5 protein-coding genes are annotated in these 14393 nt (G+C 43.6%); 4 read left to right on the top strand and 1 reads right to left on the bottom strand.

What is annotated here, in order from left to right:
• Window positions 1–340: 340 nt before the first annotated feature.
• Window positions 341–7993 (top strand): pullulanase, encoded by a 7653-nt coding sequence (locus tag MHH63_RS19515; protein WP_341171979.1) that lies wholly within the window; start codon window positions 341–343, stop codon window positions 7991–7993.
• Between the two features lie 163 nt (window positions 7994–8156).
• Here MHH63_RS19515 and MHH63_RS19510 read toward each other — a convergent pair whose 3' ends face one another.
• Window positions 8157–9902 carry an alpha-glycosidase gene (locus MHH63_RS19510; RefSeq protein WP_341171978.1) on the bottom strand — a complete coding sequence of 582 codons (1746 nt, stop codon included), beginning with the start codon at window positions 9900–9902 and terminating at the stop codon, window positions 8157–8159.
• A gap of 819 nt (window positions 9903–10721) precedes the next feature.
• Here MHH63_RS19510 and MHH63_RS19505 point away from each other — a divergent pair.
• The 3 genes from MHH63_RS19505 (at window position 10722) to MHH63_RS19495 (ending at window position 14313) form a co-directional block, all read left to right on the top strand.
• Window positions 10722–12053, top strand: coding sequence for a sugar ABC transporter substrate-binding protein (locus MHH63_RS19505; protein ID WP_340395265.1), 1332 nt, complete (start codon window positions 10722–10724; stop codon window positions 12051–12053).
• Window positions 12054–12160: 107 nt separating this feature from the next.
• Window positions 12161–13474 (top strand): sugar ABC transporter permease, encoded by a 1314-nt coding sequence (locus MHH63_RS19500; RefSeq protein ID WP_036684375.1) that lies wholly within the window; start codon window positions 12161–12163, stop codon window positions 13472–13474.
• Window positions 13471–14313, top strand: coding sequence for a sugar ABC transporter permease (locus MHH63_RS19495; RefSeq protein ID WP_036684372.1), 843 nt, complete (start codon window positions 13471–13473; stop codon window positions 14311–14313). Before MHH63_RS19500 ends, MHH63_RS19495 begins: the two co-directional genes overlap by 4 nt.
• Window positions 14314–14393 lie beyond the last annotated feature (80 nt).

Raw genomic sequence — 14393 nt, 5'->3', positions numbered from 1 at the left:
CCGTAAATTCGGCATTAGTATGTAAATCAAAATACAGCAAGCGTTTTCATTGGGTATTTTTAGGTTGTAATCAGTTGCACTAACGATCGGGTTTTATGGACTAGTGTTTGTGCATAGCTTTTTGCAAACGATTGCACTAATTTCGACATGATGTATCAAGCTTTTACTTTGATAGAAGGATGGTGACAGCGTTGAATTGGCTTGACGAGCCCTACATATAGACCTTCTTCACCTTCAGAAGGAATTCGCATGATTTATAATCTCATAAATTGGTGGGGTTTGTGAAATCATGTATCCGCTTGCAAAAAGGGAATTCATAATTATGGGAGGTTTTGCAAAAATGAAAATAACTTTATGGGGGAAGAGGGCATTTGCGATCTTTATGATCATTGCTCTCGTGTTCTCTGGTCTTGGACTACATCCTGTTAATGTTACAGCAGCAACGACGAAGGTTGTATTGGTTGGGGATCTGCAGTCTAAATTTACATCGACAGGTGCGGAAGCGCCGGGTAAGGATTGGGATGAGACATCGGTAGTTACCCAAATGACCTATTCAGATAATGGCCTATATTCTTTTACAGGCACACTGCCGGCAGGAGAATATAACTACAAGGTTACTCTAAATGATTTATGGGATGAGAACTATGGATTCACAAGTTACACCAATCCTCAGGGGAGCAATGATGGGGAGAATATTCATATCAAGCTAGAAACAGAGACTGCCGTGACCTTTTATTATAATGACTTAACTCATAAAATAGCCGATTCCACGTATTACACACCGATTGCTTCCGCTAAACTACCAAGATTGACAGGAAACCTGCCGGCAGAAGCACTTACCACATTATCTGATCCTGATTTTGATGATGTTTACAGTACGGTGGCTACCCTTCCTAAGGGAGATTACACCTACCAAGTTTCTGTTCCAGGAGACGGTGAAGCCGGGGATCAATTGTATCCCGAAACTGCTAATAATCTGAGTCTTCCTTCAGATCTGCCGGTTACCTTTAAATTTAATCCACTGGATGGCAGTGTGACAGCAGAATATAAAATTCCTTCTGAACCTGTTGAGGTTACCCCTGTTCCGGCTGGACACATCCGTATTCACTACACTCGGACAGCTGGTGACTATGAAAATCAGGGATTATGGACATGGGATGATGTTCAATCCCCTTCCGCAAATTGGCCAACAGGGGCAACTCCATTTCCTGAAGGGCAAATTGATTCTTATGGTGCTTATGTTGACGTGCCAGTGAAGGATGGAGCCAAGAAAATTTCGTTCCTTGTGGTAAACCGAGTCACTCAGGCTAAGGATGAAGGCGATAAACTCTTTGCCATTAACACGCCTGAGACGAATGAAATTTGGATCAAGCAAGGCTCAAATGATGTAACACCGTATGAACCAGTTGCACTTGCTCCTAATACAGTGCGAATTCACTATATGAGAGCTGATACAAATCATGATCAATACGGACTGTGGCTGTGGGATGACGTCGTAGCCCAATCCGAAAATTGGCCGTCTGGAGCTACTCCTTTTGTGGCAGATCAAACAGATCGTTATGGTGCATATGTTGATGTTCCACTTATTGAGAACGCGAAGAAAATCGGCTTTATTGTGATGAAACCTTCGAACGGTGATAAGGACGGTGACAATAAAACCTTTAGCCTGCTGGATCGATACAATCAGCTATGGGTTAAAGAAGGAGACAACAATGTTTATGTTTCTCCGTTTGGAGAGACACCAATTGGCTTAGTATCCGCAGAGGTGTTGTCGACGAGCAAAATCCTTCTCGGCTTCACACTGACTGACGGTTTGGATCCAGCTGCCTTAAAGACAGCAATTACAGTTAAGGATAAAGAGGGTGCTGCAGTCCCGATTACTGCGGTAACCCTTACAAGCAAAACTTCAATCGAAGTGGATACAGAAGCTTTTGATTTGGAAAAAGTTCCGCTTAGCGTTACTTATTCAGGTAAAACAGTCTCCGCCGCAAGTGGCTGGAGAATGCTTGATGAAATGTACAATTATACAGGAGACGATCTTGGAGCTACGTATAATGCTGACAAAACAGCCACATTGAAATTATGGGCACCTAAAGCAAGCGGAGTCGTTGTAAATCTTTACGATAAGAATGACTCTAACGTGCAAGTGGGTAGTGTTGCTTTAACACTCGGCGAGCAAGGGGTTTGGTCAGTCCAGCTGAAGCCAGCTGATTTGATAGGCACAGCGGCAACAGATGTAAGGGGCTTCTTTTATCAATACGAAGTAACGAATGACGGTGTAACCCATAAGGTCCTTGATCCTTATGCTAAATCAATGGCGGTATTCACTGTTGATACCACAGGTGCTGCTGGTGCCGGCGGGGATACAGTGGGCAAAGCGGCTATCGTTGATTTAAGCCAGACGAACCCTGATACCTTTGGGTATGCTGATATAAAAGGCTACGAAAAACGTGAGGACGCCATCATCTACGAAGTCCACGTGAGAGATTTTACATCAGATGTATCGATCGAGGATAGTCTGAGTGGGGAAAGATGGGGTTCTTATAGCGCTTTTGAAAAGAAACTTGATTATATTAAATCTCTTGGTGTAACGCATGTTCAGTTGCTTCCTGTGATGGCTTGGTATTACGGGGATGAGACGAAGATGGGGACTAGAGAGCCAGAGTATTCCGCAAAAAACAATGAATACAACTGGGGGTATGATCCTCACAGCTATTTCTCTCCGGACGGGGCTTATTCACAGAATCCTGCCGATCCAGAAGAGCGGATTAAAGAATTAAAAGGTTTGATTGATGCCGTGCATGAAGCTGGAATGGGTGTCGTTCTGGACGTAGTGTATACTCACATGGCTAAAAAAGAATTTTTAAACGACATCGTACCTAATTATTATGCCTTCCAAGATGCAAACGGCAACTTTATCGGGGGGTTCGGCAACAATTTAGCCACCAACCATAAAATGGCTGAGAAGCTGATGGTTGATTCGGTAAAATACTGGTTTGAAGAGTATAAGATTGATGGAATGCGCTGGGATATGATGGGCGATGCGACAGCTGATGCTGTTCAGCATGCTTATGATGCCGCGGCAGCAGTGAATCCGAAGGCACTCTTTATTGGTGAAGGCTGGAGAACATTCGGCGGCGCTGCGGCTGATCCTTCTCTCGCTGGGCAAGGTGCAGATCAGGATTGGATGGACAAAACGGATAGTGTCGGTGTTTTCTCCGATGAATTCCGTAATGAATTGAAGTCTGGTTATGGTTCCGAAGGTCAGCCTAGATTTATTACCGGTGGAGCACGTCCGATCGCTACAATCCTGGACAATATTAAAGCTCAACCTTCGAATACACCAGCAGATGATCCGGGTGATATCGTCCCATACATCGAAGCTCATGATAATCTGACACTTCATGATGTCATAGCACAATCGATCAAGAAGGATCCGGATATTGCTGAGAATGAGCTTGAAATTCAGCAGCGGATCAGATTAGGAAATATGCTCGTATTAACTTCTCAAGGTACAGCCTTTATCCATGCCGGTCAGGAATATGGGCGGACTAAGCAGTGGAAGGGCACAACGGATCCTGAGGATAAATTCACAGAGATGTTCGACAATAACAACCAATCGTTTGGCTATTTCATTCATGATTCTTACGATTCATCGGATGCAGTTAACATGTTTGATTGGACCAAAGCAACGGATGAATCTAAGTTCCCGGTACAGAACACGACAAGAAAATATACGTCGGGTCTGATGGAGCTGAGAAAATCAACGGATGCCTTCCGATTGGGCGATAAGGATTTGGTTGACTCTAACATTAACCTGATCCCTGCTCCAGAAATGAAGGATAACGATCTTGTCATCGGTTATTCCAACAAAGCAACAGATGGTACTGGCATCTATTATGTCTTCATGAATGGTGACAGCACAACTAGAAAGCTGACCTTATCTGAGGATTTGACGGGTGGTCAAGTGCTTGTGGACAACGATGAAGCTGGTGTTACAGCGATACCGGCTGCGCAGCAGACAGGTTTTATTTTGACAGCAAATTCAATTACATTAGAGCCTTTGACGGCTGTGATTATTCAAAAGGAAGCTGCACCAGTTACGCTTACCTCTTTGGAAACAGATAGTGCAAGCTACACGCTGGCAGCAGGCAATACGCATCAAACCGCTGTTTTTGCGAAATATGATGACAATAGCAGAAGTAATGTTACTAAGAAGGCTACTTACCTTTCCAATAAACCTGAAGTGGCTACAGTAACTGATAAAGGTCTAGTCAAAGCGGTTGGGCTAGGAACGGCAACCCTTACTATCTCTTATGAGGGTGTTTCCACAACCGTCACCGTTAAAGTTACTGACAAACGATATGTTCAATTCACTTATACCCGTAGCGATAAGGACTATAAGGATTGGAATATCTGGGTTTGGAACACTGGAGCTAAAAATGACCAGATTGATTTCACAACCTTTAAGAATGGCACAGCGAGCGTTCTGATTGAGGTTGCGGAGAATGCAACAAGCGTTGGATTTGTCCTGCGCAAAGGTACGGATTGGAACACGGGAAAACAAGACTATCCGGACGATCGTGTCATACCGTTGACCCCTGGTGAACCGTTCACTAAGGTGTATGTAACCAGTATGGTTAAAGAGCTTGATATCAAACCAAGTATTAGCGGCCCTATTTTAAAAGATGGAACGATTACTTTCAGATACCGCGACGACGCTTTGTTCCGTAATGGAAATATGGACGCAATAACAGCTGCTAAAGTAAAAGTGAACGGCACTTCGTATCCAATGATCTATGATCCGGCTAACGAGTGGTTCACTTATACACTGGCTGATTTAAAAGAAGGTATGTATAAATATACTTTCTTGATTACTAAAGACGGCGTCACTACCGAAATTACAGATCCAAAGAATACGGTGAATGATGAATCTGTTATTGATTATCATCAACCTGTCGTTACGATTACGGCATCCGTAAGTCCAGAGGCAGTCACATCCAATCAGAATGCTGTTGTAAGCATCAACGCTTCCTCTTCGGAAGAAGTAACTTACTCTGAAGCATATATGGATTTAACCAATCTTGGAGGACCTAGCAAAGTTAAGCTGGATACGGAACTCTTGAAACAAACGGTTGCTGTGAAAGACACGGTGTCAGCGGGCATCAAGGATATTCCGATTACGCTCGTAGACCAATACGGCAATGCACATAAGGAAAAGGCTACACTTGAGGTAAAAGCAAGAACCTATACAGGGGATAAGCTGGATTTTGATTGGGATGAGGCCCGGATTTATTTCGCGCTTACAGACCGGTTTAAAGACGGTGACCCAACGAATAATGAGAATGTAAATAAAGATCATCTGGAAGCTTATCATGGTGGAGATTTCCGGGGGATGATCGACAATCTCGATTATTTGCAAGAGCTAGGAATTAACACGTTATGGATCACGCCAATCGTAGATAATATTGATTTTAACAAAGGCGTTGACTTTGGCAGCGAACAATATGGATACCATGGGTATTGGGCAAAAGATTTTACCAAGCTCGACGAGCATCTTGGCGATATGGCAACCTTCAAGGAGCTAATCGAAAAGGCGCATGACAAAGGGATCAAGATCATGGTTGACGTTGTACTCAATCATACGGGTTACGGTCTGAAAGCTGAGGATACCTATCCGACAATTACAGCTGAGGATAAAGCACGTTTCGAAGGGATGCTGCGCACGGATGGTGTATCCGCAGATACAGATCCAATTAAGGGTGAGCTTGCTTTCCTGCCAGATTTCAAGACGGAAGATCCAGCCGTTCGTGAAAAAATTATCGCTTGGCAAACAGGCTGGTTAGACAACGCACGTACGGAACGTGGAGACACGATTGATTATTTCCGTGTGGATACAGTCAAGCACGTGGACGATACGACTTGGAAAGCCTTTAAAAATGCACTGACAGCGATTGATCCAAACTTCAAAATGACCGGCGAATACTTCGGTGGAACCATTGATAACAATGGTGGAATGCTCGAAACTAGCCAGATGGATGGTCTGCTTGATTTTGGATTTAAAGATGCAGCCAGAGATTTTGCAAATGGTAAGGTAAACAGTGTGGATGCTTATCTGCAGGAACGTGAATTAAAGATCGATAATACGAAGATGATGGCTCAATTCCTGAGCAGTCACGATGAGAATGGTTTCTTGTCTGATTATGTGGGAGGCGATAAAGGCAAGCTGAAGATTGCTGCAGCTCTGCAAATTACCGCCAAAGGACAGCCGGTAATATACTACGGAGAAGAACTGGGGAATTCCGGAAGCAATGCTGGAAATATGTCTGAAGGTCAATTCAGTGAGAACCGTAAGGATATGCCTTGGGATCAATTGACGGCAGAGAAGCCACTACATGACCATTATCAAAAGCTGTTGAATATCCGTGCGAAGTACTCCAAAGTGTATTCCAAAGGTGCGCGCACGAAGCTCGCAGGTTCAGATGATTCAGGTTATTTAGCTTTCAACAAATCTTATGAAGATGAGAACGTAGTGACGGTAATCAATACTAAAACTAGTGAGAATTCTGTAACGATTCCAGTACCGTTTGCTGCCAATTCATCGGTAACCGATGAATACAGCGGTAAAACATACATGGTTTCCGAAGATCAAAAGGTAAATATTGATCTGCCAGGCATAGATGATGGAGGCACGGTTATTTTGGCGGAAGTATCGGATGTTATACCGACACCAACGCCGACACCAACACCAACGCCGACGCCGACACCGACACCAACGCCAACGCCGACACCAGAAGTAACACCGTCGCCTGAGGTGACACCAACGCCAGAAGCCACAGCGGCACCAACCTCTGGAGTTGTTGTTAACCCTAGCCCTACACCGCCAGCGGATACTCAGGTTGTGAATGAGGATAGCTTGAAGAATGGTAAAGACGGCAAGGTGCAAATTGATGTTGTTGCCGGTAAGACAGCGGTACGCTTACCTTTACAAGCTGCACAAATACTAGGAACTAATGATCTTGTGTTTAAAATGGGAGATCTGTTAGTTACTATCCCTAGCCAGCTTTTAAGTACAATGCCAAGTTTAGCTTCAAGTATTGATGGGGTAGGTGCCCAAATCTTGCTTGAACTGAACCCACTGGCGCAGTCTGCTGCGAAAGCCATAGTAGACGGTTTAAACAAAGACAGTGCTCATGTTAGCTCTCTTTCCGATGTATTTGAATTCAGACTTAGCGTGCTGATGAAAGACGGTACTCGGATTGTAATTAAGCAGTTCGATGAGCCGATTACGATCTCATTCAAGATTAAAGGGCAATTCAACAAGGACTTAATCGGAATCTATTATTTAAGTGATAATGGCGGGTTAGAGTACGTGGGAGGACAGCTGAATGGAGAGGTGATCACGGCACAAGTCACACATTTCAGTAAGTATGCTGTGCTTGAAATCGATAAGTCGTTCAAAGATGTTCCTGCAACCTATTGGGCATTTAAGGCGATTCAATCACTTGCCGCCAAACAAATTGTGTCAGGGGTCACTACCTCTGAGTTTGATCCGAAAAGTAATGTTAGCCGTGCGGAATTTACAGCACTACTAGTACGTGCACTTGGCTTAAAAGCGGAAGGGCAGGTCCTGTTTACTGACATCAGGTCAGATGCATGGTATGCCTCATATGTAGCCACAGCTACTAAGCTGGGTATTGTTAGTGGACGGAGTAATAATATTTTTGCGCCAAATGCATCAATTACCCGTGAGGAAATGGCTGTTATGGCGATCCGCGCACTTGAAATGAAGTCTGGTAAGAAGCTTGAACCTTTAGCAGCCTCTACGGCATTTACTGACGCTTCAAGTATTAGCAAGTGGGCGGAAGCCTATGTGAAGACTGCAGCAGACTTAGGACTCCTGCAAGGCCGAGAGAACAATCGATTCGCTCCAAAAGCATGGATGACCCGCGCAGAAAGCGCACAGGTTATTTATACGCTGCTGAGTAAGTAGGCTAAACTAAGGTGTGCTGAATTCTGGCACCCCTTAGTTTGAGCAGCGGTTAGCATTTTAGTATGCTCCAAAAGAAAACAGGGTATCCCGAAGCGATTATCGCTTGCGAGATACCCTGTTTTGTTATGCTGTATGGCTGGGCAGTGGGAAGAAAAGAAATCTTTTAGATGATTGCCTTTAGGATAGCGAATCCATAGGCTGGCATTTTCACGATCAGCTTGCTGCGTTCTGTGCGCATTGTTTCGCCTGTAAACAAGTTCTCCCAATCCCGCTCGTCTACGTCAATACGGAAGGTCTGAGCGGTCTCTTCACTGTTGATTAGTACCACAATCGTCTGCAGATCCAGCCGGCGCTCATAGGCTAGTTTGCTGCCTTGTTGTCCTGCCTCCAGGAAGGTAAATGTACCTGTGCGGAGAGCAGGGTGGTCGTTGCGTATTTTAGTAAGCTGACGATAGAACTCGAAGAGCTCTCGATCCTGCTTTTCAGGGTTCCACTCCATGCATTTGCGGCAACCAGGGTCACCTTCACCGTCCATGCCGATCTCGTCACCGTAATAGATGCAGGGAGTGCCCATAAAGGTGAATTGGAACAGTGCCGCTAATCGCATCTTGTTTTTGTCTCCAGCAGCCAGCGTAAGCAGTCGTGGAGTATCGTGGCTGTCCAGCAGATTAAAAGCAACTTCACTAGCCTGCAGCGGGTAGCGTGATAACTGTTTACCAATGGAATTGGCGAATCCTTCAGCATCAAGAGTGCCATTCACAAAGAAGTCAAGGACGGCGTCAGTGAAAGGATAGTTCATAACGGCATCAAATTTATCGCCTTCCAGCCAAGGTGCAGATTCATGCCAGATTTCCCCCAATATGTAAGCCTCAGGATTAGCACGTTTAACCACCTTGCGGAATTCCCGCCAGAAATCATGATCCACTTCATTGGCAACGTCCAGACGCCAGCCATCGATCCCGACTTCTTTGATCCAGTATTCTGCGACTTTCAGTAAGTATTGTTTAACTTCAGGGTGTTCTGTGTTTAGCTTTGGCATTAGCGGTTCAAAAGCAAAGGTGTCATAAGTAGGGACACCGTTTTCAATCTGAAGCGGAAACTTGCGAATATGGAACCAATCTTTAAAGGCGGAAGCCTCTCCTTTTTCTTGAACATCTACAAAAGGAGCAAAGGTTTTGCCAGAATGATTGAATACGGCATCTAGCAGGACACGAATCCCACGTTTATGGCAGCTATCGACGAGCTTTTTTAAAGTCTCAATATCTCCAAAATGCGGATCGACTTTCATATAGTCTTCTGTATCGTATTTGTGATTAGTAGTTGCATCAAAGATAGGTGTGAAATAAATAGCAGTGATCCCAAGCTCGTTAAGATGATCTAAATGATCAATAACCCCTTGCAGGTCGCCGCCAAAAAAATTGGTTGGTGTTGGTTCGGAGCCCCATGGCTGAACATTTTCCGGATCAAGGCTCGGGTCACCATTTGCAAAGCGTTCTGGGAAGATCTGATAAAAAACAGCGTCCTTTACCCAGGCAGGCGGAGCGAATACGTCAACGCGGTTAATGAAAGGGAATTCGAACAGCTTGTTTGGGTTTTCCGGCCGCACCGTTTGAAAGTCACTTTCGGTCATCCAAATTCGTTCGTTATCTTTTTGAAGTAAGAAACCGTATTTCAAGCGGCGGTAGAGAGGTACTGAAGCACATTCCCAATAGTCAAACATAGCATCGGAGGTGAAGAGGGTCATGGGAATTAGCTCTTTTGTGGTATCCCAAGCATATTTATCTCCAGCAAAGGCGAATACTTCGGTTAAATCCCCTTTTTTAGCGCGTAGACGCAGGTGAATCGTACTTTCATTATAGGCATAAGACCAATTTAACCGCGGACGATGATACACTGCTTCCAGTAACATGATAAATCCTCCTAAAGTTTTGTTAGCGCTACTTCCTCGGATACTTCGGCAAAACCGCATCGAAAGCATAGGCTAAGTTTTGTTAGCGCTACTTTCTCGAAAGCATAAACTATTCCCGGACGATACTCCACAGAGCGCGTGGAATGTAGAATGTCGCTATTGTTATTGGTTGCACAGTTTTTTATGCAACATGCACTAAATCAGTAGCAGAGTAGCACATAACAAAGAGGCACAACCACCGCGAAGTAGCTTGCCCGAGGTTGTACCTTTGATAAGTAACATTGCCTTTTAATTATATAGAACAGGAGGCAGACAAGGGATGTTGTGCTTCATGCTGGACAGCCTCTTAACGTTTTGGATTATAGCATGGAATAAAAGGGCTTTCAATACTCTTGTTCAAACCATTGCACTAAATTTCACTAAAGTAAACGAGCATTGTGTAGGGCAATTTATGAGAAATCTCTTGAAATAGAGAAAATGTGGCATATTAGGGGCAAATAAAATAGATATTCCAATAATAAACACATGAATTATCGACTAATTAAAAGATATCATGTGAAAAATGGAGATATATGCCTATAATGTATATCAAATAATGGAAAATGACCCAATACAGTATATGCAAACGTTTTTAAAAACAATCGTTACTGTTGTATGATGTACTCATGAATGAAGCGCTTTCTTACCTGTGAAATGCAGATACAGAAGGAGCAAGCTAAAAGAAGAACTTTTTTTTTAGCCTTTCTGAAATCGTTTGCGCAGATTGCAGCACTACTATTTTCCATCTTACGTTTTTAAAAATTGGGAGGGGTTAAAGTAATGAAATTGAAAAAAATGATGGTTATCACCGCAGCTTTCTCAATGGCTCTGTCCGTTACAGCATGCGGTTCGAACAACAACAGTACGAATAACGGGGGCAACAACGCAGCAAAAGCAACTAATAATGCTACTACAGAGACTGCAGCGCCAGAGAGCACAGATGCAGCAGCAACAAATGAAATTGTACCTGAAGATGGCGCAACTCTAGTTGTATGGGAAAGTAAAGAAGAAAGACCTTTTGCAGATGAGATTGCTAAACAGTTCACAGCAAAATATAACGTTCCAGTCAAGGTTGAAGAATTGGCACCACCAGATCAAGTAACTAAACTTACTCAAGATGGTCCTTCAGGATTAGCGGCAGACGTTATTCTTATCCCTCACGATAACTTAGGTAAAGCGGCAAGCGCGAGCTTGGTTCTTCCTAACGATGTCTTCGGTGAAGAAACAAAAGCTAACAATACTGAAGCTTCGATTATCGGATCTTCGTACGAAGGCGAATTGTATGGTTACCCAAGAGCAGCAGAAACTTATGCATTGTTCTACAATAAATCGCTTGTTAAAGAAGCACCTAAATCATTTGATGATGTTCTTGCATTCAGCAAAACATTCACGGATAAATCGAAAAATAGATATGGGATTATGTGGGAAGTAGGAAACTTGTACTTCAACTACATGTTTATCGCTTCCGATGGCGGATACCTCTTCGGTAAGGATGGTACGGATAAAGATGATATCGGTCTTGCTAACGATGGTGCAATTGCAGGACTTAAAGAATTTGTGAAACTGAAGGAAGCATTGCCAATTAAGAGTGGTGATATCAACAGTGATATCAAACGCAGCTTGTTCAACTCTGGTGATGTAGCTATGGATATCACAGGTCCATGGGAGCTTGGAGGATACAAAGAAGCTCTTGGTGACAACCTTGGTATTGCTCCAATCCCTACAGTGAATGGCAAAACAGCAATTACATTCTCTGGTATTAAAATTTTCGCAGTTAACTCGTTTACTCAATATCCGAATGCTGCTAAATTGTATGCGAATTTTGCTTCAAGCAAAGACGCTCAGCTGTTACTGAACAAAACGATTGGTTCGGTTCCTACAAACAACGAGGCGCTTCTTGATCCACAGATCTCTAGCGATCCATATGTCTCTGTTTTTGCAGAACAAGCTAAGAACTCCCAACCGATGCCTTCTATTCCTGAAATGGGTAACGTATGGAGCCCAGTAAATGCTGCCCTTCCAGAAATTTGGGATAAAAATGGGGATCCAAAAGCAGCAATGGACAAAGCTGTACAACAAATCAAAGATTTGAATAACAGTGCATCCCAATAAGGATCATAATTCACTGTCTTAACAGCATACAGTGAATCAAGCTGCCCGCCGCATGTTTAGCGGCTGGCAGCTTCTTATTTTCACTCGGAGAGGAGAACGGAAGCGAAATGCAACGACATCGCACGAGGGCCGCAATACTGTCGACGATTTTTATGGGATTGGGACAAATATATAACCGCCAATTCGTTAAAGGAATATTATATTTAGCCGTAGAAGCTGTAGCCGTTTTTTATTTTATTGAGAACCTTGCCAACTCTTTATGGGGCATCGTAACACTAGGAGAGAATCCGAGTCGTCTGGTTAAAGTGAAGGGGATCGCCAAGATGGTTACCGGTGATCACTCGATTTATATCATGATCCAAAGCTTGATCACCATCCTTATTCTTATTCTATTGATTATCGCCTGGTATTTGAATATCAGAGATGCTTACAAGATTGGAGAAAAACGTGATAACGGTCTTCAGGCAAACACTTTTAAACAAAGTGTTCGTTATATCCTGGATTACAAGTTTGCTCAAGCGTTTCTAGTCTTGCCGGGCATTGGTGTTCTATTCTTTACGATTATGCCAATTATCTTCATGATCCTGTTGGCCTTTACGAACTATTCCGCACCTGATCATCTTCCACCCGCCAAATTGGTGGACTGGGTTGGATTTCAGACCTTTCGTAATTTATTGGTCCTTAAAACATGGAGCCACACTTTTTATGGTGTATTAACATGGACAATTATATGGGCAGTTCTTTCAACCATTACTACATACTTCGGAGGACTGTTGGTCGCTTTGCTGGTGAGTCAGAAGGGCATTCGCTTCAAAGGAATGTGGAGGGTAATTCTGATTGTGCCTTACGCGGTGCCACAGTTAATCTCGCTTCTGCTCATGCGCAACTTATTTAACGGTCAATTCGGGCCTATCAATCAATACATGGGGTATTTTGGATTGGATGGATTACCGTGGCTGACTGACCCATTCTGGGCTAAGGTTACCGTAATTATCGTTAATATGTGGGTAGGTATTCCTGTTTCTATGCTGCTTATCATGGGCGTTCTGACTACTATCCCACGGGATATGTATGAAGCTGCTGAGGTGGATGGAGCCTCGGGTTATCAGAAGTTCCGTATCGTAACGTTGCCGATGGTATTGTTCTCTACAGCACCAACCTTGATCACGCAGTTTGCAGGTAACATCAACAACTTTAACGCGATCTTCCTATTAACTGGTGGTAGTCCGGTAAATGGTGACTATCAATATGCCGGTTCTACGGACTTGCTAGTAACCTGGTTATACAAATTAACGCTAGATCAGAATAAAAACAACATGGCTTCGGCAATAGGGATTATTATCTTTATCATTGTCGCTTCATTCTCCCTGTACAATTACCGCCGGACAAAGTCATTTAAAGAGGAGGATATGATCCAATGAGCAGAAAAGTCGCGAACATTATTCGCTTAGCAGGTAGTTATATTATCTTGATTGCTTTGTCGATAGCTGCACTCTATCCTGCCCTTTGGATTCTTTTAGCTTCTTTCCGACCTGGTAAATCATTGTACAGCAAAACGTTTATTCCCGAGCAATTCACTTTATCACATTACAGAGAATTGTTCACATCACCCAGCTATATGTTTGGGACTTGGTATGCCAATACCTTGAAAATAGCTGTGTTCTCGATGCTTATCGGGGTAGTTCTTACTTTGTTAACCAGTTATGCCGTATCCAGATTCCGGTTTAAAGCGCGTAAAACAGCGTTATCCACCGTATTGATTCTTGGTATGTTCCCTGGTTTTATGAGTATGATCGCTATTTATATGCTGCTTAAAGAGTTTAATTTGCTGGATACACATATTGCGTTAATTATCGTTTATGCGGCTGGGGCGCCGCTGGGGGGAACCTTTATCGCCAAAGGGTTCCTCGATACGATTCCTCGTTCCTTGGATGAGGCCGCTCGTATTGACGGGGCGAGCAATTTCGGAATATTTATGCGAATCATCTTACCTTTGTCACGTCCTATGATCACATATATGGCGCTGACTCAATTTGTTGGACCATGGGTGGACTTCATTTTTGCGAGACTCATTCTGCGGACTAAGGAGAACTGGACAGTCGCAGTGGGGATGTGGGATATGGTTAACACCAATCAAAACACTAACTTTACCTTGTTCTCTGCGGGTGCGGTTTTGATCTCCATTCCAATTATGATTTTGTTTGTATTCTTGCAACGTCTGCTAGTAGATGGCTTGACAGCAGGAGCTAGTAAGGGGTAAACCCATTCGCTCGCTTCATGCTAATAAATGATCAGGGTACAGCCTTTATACAGAAATGGAGGGCTGTACCCTTATTTCGT

It is taken from the genome of Paenibacillus sp. FSL H3-0310 (genome assembly GCF_038002785.1).
Classification (GTDB): domain Bacteria; phylum Bacillota; class Bacilli; order Paenibacillales; family Paenibacillaceae; genus Paenibacillus_AQ; species Paenibacillus_AQ odorifer.
This window is presented reverse-complemented; position numbering and strand designations above follow the sequence as displayed.